The 14007-nt window shown below is 72.3% G+C and carries 11 protein-coding genes and 1 riboswitch; of the genes, 1 reads left to right on the forward strand and 10 read right to left on the reverse strand.

What is annotated here, in order from left to right:
• Positions 1 to 9: 9 nt before the first annotated feature.
• From ACFWYM_RS08950 to aceA, 8 genes are all read right to left on the reverse strand, one after another.
• The gene (locus tag ACFWYM_RS08950; protein ID WP_384832278.1) at positions 10 to 816 is read right to left on the reverse strand and encodes an enoyl-CoA hydratase; all 807 of its coding nucleotides are present in this window, start codon (positions 814 to 816) and stop codon (positions 10 to 12) included.
• Entirely contained in the window at positions 813 to 1709 is an 897-nt protein-coding gene (gene mmsB, locus ACFWYM_RS08955) for a 3-hydroxyisobutyrate dehydrogenase (RefSeq protein WP_384832281.1), read from the reverse strand. The genes ACFWYM_RS08950 and mmsB overlap by 4 nt, the downstream gene beginning before the upstream one ends.
• Positions 1706 to 2827 (reverse strand): enoyl-CoA hydratase/isomerase family protein, encoded by a 1122-nt coding sequence (locus ACFWYM_RS08960; RefSeq protein WP_384832719.1) that lies wholly within the window; start codon positions 2825 to 2827, stop codon positions 1706 to 1708. Before ACFWYM_RS08960 ends, mmsB begins: the two co-directional genes overlap by 4 nt.
• A gap of 11 nt (positions 2828 to 2838) precedes the next feature.
• The gene (locus tag ACFWYM_RS08965) at positions 2839 to 3987 is read right to left on the reverse strand and encodes an acyl-CoA dehydrogenase family protein (protein ID WP_384832284.1); all 1149 of its coding nucleotides are present in this window, start codon (positions 3985 to 3987) and stop codon (positions 2839 to 2841) included.
• 5 nt (positions 3988 to 3992) lie between these two features.
• Positions 3993 to 5516 carry a CoA-acylating methylmalonate-semialdehyde dehydrogenase gene (locus ACFWYM_RS08970; RefSeq protein ID WP_384832288.1) on the reverse strand — a complete coding sequence of 508 codons (1524 nt, stop codon included), beginning with the start codon at positions 5514 to 5516 and terminating at the stop codon, positions 3993 to 3995.
• A gap of 229 nt (positions 5517 to 5745) precedes the next feature.
• A riboswitch (cobalamin riboswitch) is annotated at positions 5746 to 5934 on the reverse strand.
• A gap of 44 nt (positions 5935 to 5978) precedes the next feature.
• Complete coding sequence (locus tag ACFWYM_RS08975; protein WP_384832291.1) at positions 5979 to 6863, reverse strand: 3-hydroxybutyryl-CoA dehydrogenase; 885 nt, start codon at positions 6861 to 6863, stop codon at positions 5979 to 5981.
• A complete protein-coding gene (aceB, locus tag ACFWYM_RS08980) occupies positions 6860 to 8458 on the reverse strand; it encodes a malate synthase A (protein ID WP_384832294.1) in 1599 nt (532 codons plus the stop codon). The genes ACFWYM_RS08975 and aceB overlap by 4 nt, the downstream gene beginning before the upstream one ends.
• A 140-nt stretch (positions 8459 to 8598) precedes the next feature.
• The gene (aceA, locus tag ACFWYM_RS08985; protein ID WP_384832297.1) at positions 8599 to 9885 is read right to left on the reverse strand and encodes an isocitrate lyase; all 1287 of its coding nucleotides are present in this window, start codon (positions 9883 to 9885) and stop codon (positions 8599 to 8601) included.
• A 254-nt stretch (positions 9886 to 10139) separates the two neighbouring features.
• Between aceA and ACFWYM_RS08990 the strand changes: the two genes are divergently transcribed.
• A complete protein-coding gene (locus ACFWYM_RS08990; RefSeq protein ID WP_384832299.1) occupies positions 10140 to 11552 on the forward strand; it encodes a short-chain fatty acyl-CoA regulator family protein in 1413 nt (470 codons plus the stop codon).
• 51 nt (positions 11553 to 11603) lie between these two features.
• Here the strand turns inward: ACFWYM_RS08990 and ACFWYM_RS08995 are convergent, their stop codons facing one another.
• Positions 11604 to 12194, reverse strand: a complete 591-nt coding sequence (locus tag ACFWYM_RS08995) for an anaerobic ribonucleoside-triphosphate reductase activating protein (protein WP_384832302.1) — start codon at positions 12192 to 12194, stop codon at positions 11604 to 11606.
• On the reverse strand, positions 12191 to 13969 hold the full coding sequence (locus tag ACFWYM_RS09000; protein WP_384832305.1) for a ribonucleoside triphosphate reductase: 1779 nt from the start codon (positions 13967 to 13969) through the stop codon (positions 12191 to 12193). The genes ACFWYM_RS08995 and ACFWYM_RS09000 overlap by 4 nt, the downstream gene beginning before the upstream one ends.
• Positions 13970 to 14007 lie beyond the last annotated feature (38 nt).

The raw sequence follows: 14007 nt of genomic DNA on the forward strand, positions 1-14007 counted from the left end.
CGGGGTGCTTCAGCGGTGCCGGAACTCCGGCGGCCGCTTCTCGGCGAAGGCCCCCATCCCCTCCTTCTGGTCGGCGGTGGCGAACACCGCGTGGAACAGGCGGCGTTCGAAGCGGACGCCCTCGGTGAGCGTCGTCTCGAAGGCCCGGCCCACCGCCTCCTTGGCCATCATCGCGACCGGCAGCGACATGCCCGCGACGGTCTCGGCGACGGCGAGCGCCTCGGCGAGCAGCGCGTCGGCCGGGACGACCCGGGAAACGAGTCCGGCGCGTTCGGCCTCGGCCGCGTCCATGGTGCGCCCGGTCAGGCACAGCTCCATGGCCTTGGCCTTTCCGACCGCCCGGGTCAGGCGCTGGGACCCGCCGATGCCGGGGATGACGCCGAGTTTGATCTCGGGCTGGCCGAAGACGGCCGTGTCGGCGGCGAGCAGGATGTCGCAGAGCATGGCGAGTTCACAGCCGCCGCCGAGCGCATAGCCGGAGACGGCGGCGACGGTGGGCGTGCGCAGCTGCCCGAGCCGGTCCCAGGCGGCGAACCAGTCGCCGAGGTACATGTCCATGTACGTCTGCGGCTGCATCTCCTTGATATCGGCCCCGGCGGCGAACGCCTTGGCCGAGCCGGTGATGACGAGACAGCCGCACCCGGGGTCCCGGTCGAGGGCCTCGGCGGCGGCCACGACCTCGTTCATGACCTGGAGGTTGAGGGCGTTGAGCGCCTTCGGCCGGTCGAGGGTGAGCAGGGCGGTGCGGCCTTTGCGTTCGACCCGGATGGTCTCGTACTCGCTCGACGTGCTGTCGCTGGTCTCTTCCGTGGTCACTCCTGCTCTCCGCTCTGGTCCCTGATCGTTCGTACGATGCCGGAGAAGTCCTCCGTGGCACCGGCGCGCTCGGCGTACGCGGCGTACAACTCGGCGGCCCGCAGCCCGAGTTCGGCATGGACGCCGCCCGCGCGCACGGCGTTGGCGGCCAGGCCCAGGTCCTTCGCCATGAGCGACGCGGCGAAGCCCGGCCGGTAGTCGCGGTTGGCGGGGCTGGTGGGGACGGGGCCCGGGACGGGGCAGTTGACGCTGAGGGCCCAGCACTGGCCGGACGCCGTGGACGCCACGTCGTAGAGGGCCTGGTGGGTCAGGCCGAGGCGCTCGCCGAGCACGAACGCCTCGCTCACGGCGATCATGGAGACGCCGAGGATCATGTTGTTGCAGATCTTGGCGGCCTGCCCCGCGCCCGCGCCGCCGCAGTGGACGGCCTTCTTGCCCATGGCCTCGAGCAGGGGGCGCGCCTGCGCGAACTCCTCCTCTCCCCCGCCCGCCATGAACGTCAGGGTGGCGGCCTCGGCGCCCACGACGCCGCCGGAGACCGGGGCATCGAGGGCGCGCGCTCCCGCGGCCACGGCCCGTTCGTGGGCGGTGCGCGCGTCGGCGACGTCGATGGTCGAGCAGTCGACGAAGAGGGTGCCGGGGCGGGCGGCGGCGAGGAGGCCGTCGTAGAGGGCGAGGACGTGGCGTCCGGCGGGGAGCATGGTGAGGACCACGTCCGCGTCGGTGACCGCCTCGGCCGCGGTCGCGGCGGGTTCCACCCCTGCCCGCGCGGCGGCGTCGAGGGCGTCGGCCACGAGGTCGTGGCCGAGCACCCGGTGTCCGGCCTTGACGAGGTTGGCCGCCATCGGGCCGCCCATGTGTCCGAGTCCGATGAACGCGACGGTCGGGCTCACCAGGCCACCTCCTCGGTGGTGTCGGGTCCGGCGAGGCCGAGTTCGAGCCCGAGTTCGCGCTCGCCGAGCGGGGTGAAGTGGCGCCGGACGTCGGCGTCGGTGACGTCGGCGAGCGCGGCCGGGGACCAGCGCGGGGCGCGGTCCTTGTCGATGACCTGGGCGCGGATGCCCTCCACCAGGTCGGGGCCGGCCAGGGCCGCGCAGGAGACCCGGTACTCCTGGTCCAGGACCCGTTCGAGCGGGCCGAGCCTGCGGGCGGCGCGCAGGGACGCCAGGGTGACCTTCAGGGCGGTCGGCGACTTGGCGAGCAGCGTCTCGGCGGCTTCCTTGGCGTCGGGGTCGCCGTGGGCGAGCAGCCTTCGGACGATCTCCTCGACGGTGTCGGCCGCGTAGCAGGCGTCGATCCATGCGCGCCGGTCGGCCAGCACCCCTTGGGGCGGCGGCTGCACATGGCGGGCCAGGACCTCGCGTACGGGAAGTGCGGCGAGGTCGTCGACGAGGCCCGGCAGCGCGGCGGAGGGCACGTAGTGGTCGGCGAGTCCGCACAGCAGGGCGTCGCCCGCGCCGACGGGCGTGCCGGTCAGCGCGAGGTGGGTGCCCAGTTCGCCCGGGGCGAGGGCGAGCAGGTAGGTGCCGCCGACGTCGGGGACGAAGCCGATGCCGGTCTCGGGCAGCGCGATCCGGGAGCGTTCGGTGACGACGCGGACGCTGCCGTGCGCGGAGACTCCGACGCCGCCGCCCATGACGATGCCGTCCATCACGGCGACGTACGGCTTGGGGTAGCGGGCGATGCGCGCGTTGAGGTGGTACTCGTCGCGCCAGAACGCCGCGGTGGCGCTGCCGTCGCCCGCGCGGGCGTCGTCGTGGATGGCGCGGATGTCGCCGCCCGCGCACAGGCCGCGCTCCCCCGCGCCGGTGAGGACGACGGTCTCGACGGCCGGGTCGTGCTCCCACGCGGTGAGCGCCGCGTCGATGGCGCGGACCATGGGGTGGGTGAGGGCGTTGAGGGCGCGGGGGCGGTTGAGGGTGAGGCGGGCGGCCCGGCCGGTGGTGCGCAGCAGGACCGGCTGTTCGTCGTCGGCGGCGGTCCTGTGCGGGCTGTCGGCGGTCGTCCGCACGTCGTCGGCGGTCACGCGAACGCCTCCGTCAGGCCGCGGGCCACGATGACACGCATGATCTCGTTGGTCCCTTCCAGGATCTGGTGGACCCGCAGGTCCCGGACGATCTTCTCGATGCCGTACTCGCTCAAGTAGCCGTAGCCGCCGTGCAGTTGGAGCGCCCGGTCGGCGACCGTGTACCCGGTGTCGGTGGCGAACCGCTTCGCCATCGCGCACAGGTACGGCGCCTGCGGGTCGCCCTCGTCCAGGGCCTGCGCGGCCTGTCGTACGAGGGCGCGGGCAGCGGTCAGTTCGGTGGCCATGTCGGCGAGGCGGAAGCGCAGCGCCCCGGCGTCCAGGAGGCGGCGGCCGAACGCCTCGCGGTCGGCGAGGTGGGCGAGGCTGCGGTCCAGGGCGCTGCGGGCGCCGCCCAGCGAGCAGGCGGCGATGCCGAGGCGGCCGCCGTTCAGGCCGTTCATGGCGATGCGGAAGCCCTGGCCCTCGGCGCCGAGGAGCCGGTCGCCGGTCAACCGGACGTCGTCCAGGACGACTTGGCGGGTGGGCTGGGCGTTCCAGCCCATCTTGCGTTCGTTGGCGCCGAAGGAGACGCCGGGGTCGTCCTTGTCGACGACGAACGCGGAGACGCCGTCGGGTCCTTCGCCGCCGGTGCGGGCCATCACCACGTACAGCTGGGCGGCGCCCGCGCCGGAGATGAACTGTTTGACTCCGCTGAGCAGCCAGTCGTCGCCGTCGCGGTCGGCCCGGGTGGTGAGGGCCGCCGCGTCGGAGCCCGCGCCCGGCTCGGTCAGGCAGTAGCCGGCGAGGTCCTCCATGGCGCACAGCCGGGGCAGCCACCGTTCCCGCTGGCCCGGGTCGCCGTAGTGGTCGATCATCCAGGCGACCATGTTGTGGATGGACAGATAGCCCGCGATGGACGGGCAGCCGGAGGCGAGGGTCTCGAAGACGAGCACGCCGTCGGAGCGGGTGAGGCCGCTGCCGCCGGACTCCTCGCGGACATAGACGCCGCCGAGGCCGAGCCCGGCGGCCTTGCGCAGGACGTCGACGGGGAAGTGCTTGTCGCGGTCCCAGTCGAGGGCGTGCGGGGCGATGTGGTCCTGGGCGAAGTCCAGGGTGGTCTCGACGAGGGCCTGCTGGTCCTCGGTCAGGAGGGTGGTGGTCATCGGCGTCAGCCCATCGTCGGGAGGGTGAAGCTGGCACCCTCGCGCAGTCCTGCGGGCCAGCGGGACGTCACCGTCTTGGTGCGGGTGTAGAAGCGGATGGCGTCCGGGCCGTGCTGGTTGAGGTCGCCGAAGCCGGAGCGCTTCCAGCCGCCGAAGGTGTGGTAGGCGACGGGCACCGGAATGGGCACGTTGACGCCGACCATGCCGGTGTCCACGCGCCGGGTGAAGTCGCGTGCGGTGTCGCCGTCGCGCGTGAAGAGGGCCACGCCGTTGCCGTAGAGGTGCTCGCTGGGCAGCCGGAGGGCCTCCTCGTAGTCGGCGGCGCGCACGACGCACAGGACGGGCCCGAAGATCTCCTCGCGGTAGATCCGCATGTCCGGGGTGACCCGGTCGAAGAGACAGGCACCGGCGAAGAAGCCGTCCTCGTGTCCGGGCAGGGTGAAGTCCCGTCCGTCGACGACGAGTTCGGCGCCTTCCTCGACGCCGAGGCCGACGTAGGAGCGGACCCGGTCGACGGCGTCCTTGCCGACGAGCGGGCCGAAGTCGGACTCGGGGTCGTCGCTGCGGCCGATGCGCAGCGCGGCGATGCGCTCCTTGAGGCGGGCCACGAGGGCGTCGGCGGTCTGCTCCCCGACGGGGACGGCGACGGAGATCGCCATGCAGCGTTCGCCCGCGGAGCCGTAGCCCGCGCCGATCAGCGCGTCGACGGCCTGGTCGAGGTCGGCGTCCGGCATCACGATCATGTGGTTCTTGGCGCCGCCGAAGCACTGGGCGCGCTTGCCGTGGGCGGCGGCGGTGGCGTAGACGTGCGCGGCGACGGGGGTGGAGCCGACGAAGCCGAGGGCGGCGACGCGCGGGTCCTCCAGGAGGGTGTCGACGGCTTCCCGGTCGCCGTGCAGGACGTTGAGGACACCGGGCGGCAGGCCCGCCTCCAGGAACAGTTCGGCGATCCGCAGCGGTACCGACGGGTCCCGCTCGGAGGGCTTGAGGATGAAGGCGTTGCCGCAGGCGAGGGCGGGTGCGGCCTTCCACAGCGGGATCATCGCGGGGAAGTTGAACGGGGTGATGCCCGCGACGACGCCGAGGGGCGCGCGCAGCGAGTGGACGTCGATGCCGGTGCCCGCGTTGTCGGTGAACTCGCCCTTGAGCAGATGCGGGATGCCCGCCGCGAACTCCACGACCTCCAGGCCGCGTTGGATGTCGCCGTGGGCGTCGGCGATGGTCTTGCCGTGCTCGGCGGACAGGAGCCGGGCCAGGGCGTCCTTCTCGTCCTCGACGAGCTGGAGGAACCGCAGCAGCACGCGGGCGCGGCGCTGCGGGTTCCACTGGCCCCAGCCGGGCTGCGCGCGGGCGGCGTCGGCGATCGCCGCCTCGGTCTCGGCGCGGCTCGCGAGGGGCACGCGGGCCTGGATCCGGCCGGTGTTGGGGTCGTACACGTCGCCGTGGGAGCCGGAGGTTCCTGGGGTGTGCTTGCCGCCGATGAAGTGGGTCAACTCACGTACGGGGGCGGTGACTTGGTCGCGGACCATGGGTGTGCCTGCTCTCGTCAGGTGATCCGGGATGGCGCGCCGCCGCGCCGCGCGCACGCGGTGGCGTGCGGGAGCGGGGCTGCGCGAGACCGCGAAGGACGGTGGGCCGTCAGGGGGTTGCGACGGCCGTTCGACGCTCGCCGTGCGGGGGCCGGGCCCGTCGGGCCGCGGTTCCGCCGGGGACGCGTGTGCACACCGGTGCCATGCGTGTCAGCTCCATCCTCGTGGACAACACGGAACATCCCGCGGCCGGTATCCTGACTCCCGGATCTGCGCGCGCCGTCCGCCTTCCCGACTCCCCCTTCAGGGTTCATCGGTGGCGTACCGCTCGACGGCACACTCCCCGGTCACAGTGGCGGGACCGTGCCGGATTCACACCGGCTTCCCTGCACCGCGGGCCTTGGTCGCGACTATATAGTTGGACGTCCTAGTAAATCTAGGCCCCGCCGTCCAGGACCCCGGCTAAGCCCCCTCGTAGGCGTGGAACCCCCGTCCGCTCTTGCGGCCGAGCAGCCCCGCCTCCACCATGCGCTGGAGCAGCGGCGGCGGGGCGTACAGGGGTTCCTTGAACTCGTCGTACAGGGATTCCGCGATGGACGCGACGGTGTCGAGGCCGATGAGGTCGGCCAGTCTGAGCGGGCCCATGGGGTGCGCGCAGCCCAGCTCCATCCCGGCGTCCACGTCGGTGGCGGTGGCGAAGCCCGACTCGGCCATCCGGATCGCGGACAGCACGTACGGGATCAGGAGCGCGTTGACGACGAATCCCGCGCGGTCCCGGGAGTGGACGACGGTCTTGCCCAGCGTGCCCGTCACGAACTCGCGGACGGTGTCGAGGACGTGGGGCGCCGTGTGCAGCGAGCTCACGACCTCGACCAGCGGCAGCACCGGCACGGGGTTGAAGAAGTGCAGGCCGAGCACGCGGTCGGTGCGCCCGGTGGCCATGCCGAGGCGCATCACGGGGATCGAGGAGGTGTTGGTCGCGAGGATCGCCTCCGGATCCTCGACGATCTTGTCGAGTGCGGTGAAGACCTCCGTCTTGGCGTCGGCGTTCTCCACGACCGCCTCGATGACGAGCCGGCGGTCGGCCAGGTCGTCGAGGCTGCCGGTGAAGCTCATCCGGGTCAGTGCGTCCTCGGCGGAGATGCGGTCCAGCTTGCCGCGCTGCACGGCGCGTTCGAGCGAGACGGCGATCCGCTCGCGCGCGGCGCGGGCGGCCACGGCGTCGACTTCGCAGAGCACGGTGTCCAGACCGGCGCGGGCGCACACCTCGGCGATCCCGGCCCCCATCTGTCCGCCGCCGACGACGCCGACTCTGGTGATGCCGGCGTTCGTTCCAGGGGTGCTCATGCGTGGATCTCCGTTCGCGCGGCGAGGTGGCGGGTGTAGGCGTCGGTGGTGAAGAAGGCGGGCAACTCCCGGCCCAGGGCGGTGCGTTCGAAGAGGGCGCGGACCTCGTCGACCCGGGCCCAGGGGTGCTCGGCGCCGAGGGCGGCCGCCTCCTCGTCGAGGATGCGGAGGACCGTGTCGCGGTCCACGAGGCGGTGGCGGAGCCACTGCCAGATCTGCACGCGGGCGATCTCCGCCGTCGCGGCGTCCTCCATCAGACCGCCCAGTGCGACGGCACCCTGCCCGTGCAGCCACGCGTCGAAGTAGCGCAGGGCGACGGCGACGTTGGCACGGACGCCCTCCGGGGTGGGCGGGCCGACGGTGCGGCGCACCGCCAGGAGGTCGGCGGGGGCCACCTCGACGTCCTCGCGGGTGCGGTCCAGCTGGTGCGGGCGCTCCCCGAGGACCTGGTCGAAGACCTCCCGGCACACCGCGACGAGCCCGGGGTGGGCGACCCAGGAGCCGTCGAAGCCGTCCTCGGCCTCGCGTTCCTTGTCGAGCCGCACCGTGGCGAGCGCCGCCGCATGCGCGTCCGCGTCCCGGCCGGGCACCTGCGCCGCCATGCCGCCGATCGCATGGGCGCCCCGCCGGTGGCAGGTGCGCACGAGCAGTTCGGTGTACGCGCGCAGGAAGGGCGCGGTCATGGTGACCTTGGCGCGGTCGGGCAGGACGAAGTCGGGCCGGTGCCCGAGGTTCTTGATCAGGCTGAACAGGTAGTCCCAGCGGCCCGCGTTGAGCCCGGCGCTGTGCTCGCGCAGCTGGTGGAGGATCTCCTCCATCTCGAAGGCGGCGGTGACCGTCTCGATCAGGACGGTGGCGCGGATGGTGCCGCGCGGGATGCCGAGCAGCTCCTGGGCGAGGACGAAGACGTCGTTCCAGAGCCGGGCCTCGTGGTGGTTCTCCAGCTTGGGCAGGTAGAAGTACGGTCCGTGGCCCGCGTCGAGCTGGCGGCGAGCGCAGTGGAAGAAGTACAGGCCGAAGTCCACCAGGGCGGCGGGCAGCGGGCGTTCGTCGACAACCAGGTGCTTCTCGACGAGGTGCCAGCCGCGCGGCCGCACCACGATCGTGGCGAGCTCGCTGCGGTCGCGGAGCCGGTACTCCTTGCCCTCGGGGCTGGTGAAGTCGATGCGCCGCTCGATGGCGTCCAGCAGGGTCAGCTGGCCGCCGACGATGTTGTCCCAGGTGGGTGAGGTGGCGTCCTCGAAGTCGGCCATCCACACCTGGGCGCCGGAGTTGAGCGCGTTGACGGCCATGCGCCGCTCGGGCGGGCCGGTGATCTCCACGCGCCGGTCGGTCAGGCCGGGCGCGGGCGGCGCGACCCGCCAGTCCGGGTCCGAGCGGACCGCGGCCGTGGTGAGCGGGAAGCCCAACGGCACGCCGGAGGCGATGCGTTCGGCGCGGCGGCGCCGCTCGGCGAGCAGGTCGAAGCGGCGTGCGGCGAATGCCTCGTCCAGGCGGGCGAGGAAGTCGAGCGCCTCGGGCGTGAGGATCTCGTCGTGGCGGTCGCGCGGCGCGCCGAGAACCCGCACCCGGCTGGTGGTCGTGGTGGCACTCATCTGAACTCCTCGGCGTGGCAGGCGGAGCAGGGGGAGAAGGGGGAGAAGGGGGAGAAGGCAGGAAAGGCGGGAGAAGCGGCGAAAGGTACGGCGGGGGCCGGACGGAGCGGAGTTGTCCGGCCCCCGCCTGATCGTGGGATCTAGTGGAACTGCTCCGCCTCGGTGGACCCGGCGAGGGCCGTGGTCGAGGAGGCCGGGTTCACGGCGGTGGAGACCAGGTCGAAGTAGCCGGTGCCGACCTCGCGCTGGTGCCGGACCGCGGTGAAGCCGTGCTCCTGCGCGGCGAACTCCCGCTCCTGCAGGTCGACATAGGCGGTCATGCCGTGCTCGGCGTAGCCGCGGGCCAGGTCGAACATGCCGTGGTTGAGGGAGTGGAACCCGGCCAGGGTGATGAACTGGAAGCGGTAGCCCATCGCGCCCAGCTCCCGCTGGAACTTGGCGATCTGGTCGTCGTCCAGGGCCGCCTTCCAGTTGAAGGAGGGCGAGCAGTTGTAGGCGAGCATCTGGTCCGGGTGCTCGGCGTGGATCGCCTCGGCGAACTCACGGGCCTGCGCGAGGTCCGGAGTGCCCGTCTCGACCCAGATCAGATCGGCGTACGGGGCGTAGGCCAGGCCGCGCGCGATGACGGGGGCCATGCCGTTCTGGACGCGGTAGAAGCCCTCGGCGGTGCGCTCGCCGGTCACGAACTCCCGGTCGCGCTCGTCGACATCGCTGGTGAGCAGGTTCGCGGCGAGCGCGTCGGTGCGGGCCACGACGAGGGTGGGGACGTCGGCGATGTCGGCGGCGAGACGGGCCGCGTTGAGGGTGCGGATGTGCTGGGCGGTGGGGACCAGGACCTTGCCGCCGAGGTGGCCGCACTTCTTCTCGGAGGCGAGCTGGTCCTCGTAGTGGATGCCGGCCGCGCCCGCCGCGATCATCGCCTTGGTCAGCTCGAAGGCGTTGAGCGGACCCCCGAACCCGGCCTCGGCGTCGGCGACGACCGGCGCGAGCCAGTCCACGGAGGTGTCGCCCTCGGAGGTGGCGATCTGGTCGGCGCGCAACAGCGCGTTGTTGATCCGGCGCACCACCTGGGGAACGGAGTTGGCGGGGTACAGGCTCTGGTCGGGGTAGGTGTGCCCGGCCTGGTTGGCGTCGGCGGCGACCTGCCAGCCGGACAGGTAGATGGCCTGGAGCCCGGCCCTGACCTGCTGCACGGCCTGGCCGCCGGTGAGCGCGCCGAGCGCGTGGATGTAGTCCTGCTCGTGCAGCTGCCGCCACAGGCGCTCGGCGCCGCGCCGGGCCAGGGTGTGCTCCTCGCGGACGCTGCCGGAGAGCCGGACGACCTCCTCCGCACCGTAGGTGCGCTCGATGCCGCGCCAGCGCGGGTCCGTCGCCCAGCGCCGCTCGAGCTCCGCGGCCGTCGTGCCCTGCTGACCTGCTTGCGCCATGGTCGTCTCCCGGAGTGTGTGGTGAAGTGTGCCAACTCCTGGCACTGGGTGTCGCTGTAGTGCGGGCGCGGCCCGTCGTTCTCGCGGGGAGGCGATGCTGCGCAACTGGTGCGCGGTGGGCCGCAGTTCGACTCTGGCAGTGGCACTCAGTGCCCTCAACCGTGGATCCATGCCAAGTTCTGCGCATCTTCGGACCCGGAATTGCCAAGCTTGCGAAGCCCTCAAGTCGGCGTGATCGTCATAGGCTTACGGGCATGAGCAAGACGTACGCGGGTGCGCGGCTGCGCAGGCTGCGCGAGGAGCGGCAGTTGAGCCAGGCGGAACTCGCCCGGGTCCTCGCCATCTCACCGAGCTACCTCAACCAGATGGAGCACGACTCGCGCCCGCTCACGGTGCCCGTGCTGCTCCGGCTCACCGAGACCTTCGGCGTCGACGCCGCGTTCTTCTCCGAGCGGGACACCAGCCGCCTCGTCGCCGATCTGCGCGAGACCCTCGCCGCGGAGGTCACGGCGAACCGCGTCTCCCCCGCGGACCTGGCGGACCTGGCGTCCCGACTGCCCGCGGTGGCCCAGGTGTTGGTGGACCTGGGGCGGCGGGCCCACGCACTGACCGAGCACCTGGCCGAGACGGCCGACGGCCGGCACGAAGCCCCCGGAGCTCCGCGCGACGCGCACGAGGAGATCCGCGAGTTCTTCTACCGCCGCCGCAACTATCTGCACGACACCGATCTCGCGGCCGAGGCCCTCGCCCGCGAGATCGGCATCCGCCCCGGCGAGGTCGTGCGCGCCCTGTCCGGGCGGCTCGCCGAGCGGCACGGCGTCCGCCTGGCCACCGGCACCGACGCGGCCGCCCGGCTGCACCACTACGACCCCGAGGCCCGCGTCCTGCACCTGTCGGGACGGCTGCGCCCCGGCCAGCAGGCGTTCCGCATGGCGACGCAGCTGGCCCTGCTCGAACACGACGCGGAGCTCGACCGGCTCGCCGAGGAGGACTTCGCGGCCGGCTCCCCCACCCACGGCCTGGCCCGCATCGGCGTCGCCAACTACTTCGCGGCCGCGCTCGTGCTGCCGTACACGGCCTTTCGCACGGCGGCCGAGGAGGTCCGCTACGACATCGAGCGGCTCACCGACCGCTTCGGCCTCGGCTACGAGACGGTCTGCCACCGCCTCAGCACCCTGCAGCGGCCCCGGCTGCGCGGGGTGCCCTTCTCGTTCGTGCGGGTGGACCGGGCGGGCAACATGTCCAAGCGGCAGTCCGCGACGGGCTTCCACTTCTCGCGGGCGGGCGGCACCTGCCCGCTGTGGAACGTGTACGAGGCGTTCGCCGCGCCCGGCCGCATCCACGTACAGATCGCCTCGATGCCGGACGGCCAGCGGTACTTGTGGACCGCGCGCGCCGTGACCCGGCACCGGGGCGGCTGGGGCGAGCCGGGCAAGACCTTCGCGATCGGCCTCGGCTGCGAACTGCGCCACGCCCACCGTCTTGTCTACTCCGACGGACTCGACCTCGCCTCCACGGCGGCGGCCACCCCGATCGGCATGGGCTGCCGCGTCTGCGAACGCCTCGACTGCCCGCAGCGGGCGGTCCCGCCGCTCGGCCGTCCGCTGGCCGTGGACGAGCGGAGCAGCACGTTCGTCCCGTATCCGGTCGCGGACACACAGCCGTAGCGCCCCCGGCCCCGCTAGTCTCCCCTTCCCCGCCAGCCTCTCCTGCCCCGCTCAGACGGCGCGCGCCTCCTGCCACACAGGCTCCCCAAGGCCACGCTCCGCCAGCCACCCCCGCAGCTCCTCGACGTCCGACGCGTCGAGGAGCGCGGGATCCACGGTGGTCCGCAGCTGGTGCGCCACCCCGGAGTCCGCCAGCAGACCCAGGCTGCGCAGCGCGGGCGCGGCACTGCCCCGCACGCCGGTCACGCGCTCGTACGCCGCCGGGGCCGCCTTCACGTCGAATCCGACCCAGTCGACGAGCCCCGCCTCCAGGATCTCCCCGAAGCGGCGCGGATAGGCGCCGCCGGTGTGCAGGCCCGCCTGGAAGCCGAGGCCGCGCACCGCACGCATCGCGTCGGCGAGACCGGTCTGCAGCAGGGGTTCGCCGCCGGAGAAGACGACGCCGTCCAACAGGCCCCGGCGGCGGGCGAGATGGGCGGTCACCTCCGCCCAGTCGACGGCGGCCGGGGCGCGCGGGTCGAGCAGCGCGGGGTTGTGGCAGTAGCCGCAGCGCCACGGGCAGCCCTGGCAGAACACGGTGGTGACGAGGCGGCCCGGCCAGTCGCAGCTCGACAGGCGCGCCCAGCCGCCGATCCGGATCACACCGCCGCTTCCTGGAAGTGCACGCGTTCGGCGTGCTCCCCCTTCTTGCCGATGTTGAAGGCGGCCACGGGCCGGTGGTAGCCCATCACCCGCGTCCACACTTCACAACTGCCTCCGCAGGTCGGGCAGTTGTGGTGCTCACCGGCGAGGTAGCCGTGCTCGGGACAGATGGAGAAGGTCGGGGTCACCGTGAGGTAGGGCAGCTCGAAGCGCTCCAGGGAGCGCCGTACGAGATGGCGGCACGCCTCGGCCGTGGAGATGCGCTCGGACATGTACAGGTGCAGCACGGTGCCGCCCGTGTACTTGGTCTGCAGCTCGTCCTGGCGCTCCAGCGCCTCGAAGGGGTCGTCGGTCCAGCCGACGGGCAGCTGCGAGGAGTTGGTGTAGTAGGGGTTCGCATCGGTGCCCGCCTGGAGGATGCCGGGGAAGCGGCGCCGGTCCTCCTTGGCGAAGCGGTAGGTGGTGCCTTCGGCGGGGGTCGCCTCCAGGTTGTAGAGGTGGCCGGTGCGCTCCTGGAACGCGATCATGCAGGCGCGCACGTGGTCGAGGAGGCGGACGGCGAGGGCGTGCCCGCGCGGGTCGGTGATGTCGTACGCGTCGTGCGTGAAGTTGCGGATCATCTCGTTGATCCCGTTCACGCCGATGGTGGAGAAGTGGTTGCGCAGCGTCCCCAAGTAGCGCTTCGTGTACGGGAACAGGCCGCCGTCGATCAGATCCTGGACGGTGACCCGCTTGACCTCCAGGCTGTCGCGGGCGAGGCCGAGGAGCCGGTCGAGGGCCGCGAAGAGGGCGTCCTCGTCGCCCGCGTGCAGATGGCCGAGGCGGGCGCAGTTGAGGGTGACCACGCCGAGGGAGCCGGTCTGCTCGGCGCTGCCGAAGAGGCCGTTGCCGCGCTTGAGCAGCTCGGTCAGGTCCAGCTGGAGGCGGCAGCACATGGAGCGAATCTGGTGCGGCGCGAGGTCGGAGTTGATGAAGTTCTGGAAGTAGGGGAGCCCGTACTTCGCGGTCATCGCGAAGAGCCGCTCGGCGTTCTCGCTCTCCCAGGGGAAGTCCGCGGTGATGTTGTAGGTGGGGATGGGGAAGGTGAACACCCGCCCGCTGGCGTCCCCTTCGGTCATCACCTCGATGTAGGCGCGGTTGACGAGGTCCATCTCGGCCTGGAGCTCGCCGTAGGTGAAGTCCGCCTCCTCGCCGCCGATGACGGGCACCTGCTCGCGCAGGTCGTCCGGGCACGTCCAGTCGAAGGTGAGGTTGGTGAAGGGGGTCTGGGTGCCCCAGCGCGAGGGGACGTTCAGGTTGTGCACCAGCTCCTGCATGCACTGGTGGACCTCCTCATACGTCATCGCGTCCTTCCGCACGAAGGGCGCCATGTACGTGTCGAAGGAGCTGAACGCCTGCGCGCCCGCCCACTCGTTCTGCAGGGTGCCGAGGAAGTTGACGATCTGGCCGACCGCCGAGGAGAAGTGCCGGGGCGGCGCCGAGTCGATCTGCCCCGGCACGCCGTTGAACCCCTCGGTGAGCAGGATGCGCAGCGACCAGCCCGCGCAGTACCCGGCGAGCATGTCGAGGTCGTGGAGGTGCAGGTCGCCGTCGCGGTGGGCGTCGGCGACCGCAGCCGGATACACCTGGTCCAGCCAGTAGTTGGCGACGACCTTCCCGGCGGTGTTGAGGATGAGCCCGCCCAGCGAGTACCCCTGATTCGCGTTGGCGTTGACCCGCCAGTCGCTGCGGTCCACATATTCGGTCACCGAAGCCACGGCGTCGATCTGAGTCACGTCGGCCCTCCCACGAGGCAGTACGGAGAAAGGTCCTC

The organism is Streptomyces sp. NPDC059009, assembly GCF_042740175.1.
GTDB lineage: Bacteria > Actinomycetota > Actinomycetes > Streptomycetales > Streptomycetaceae > Streptomyces.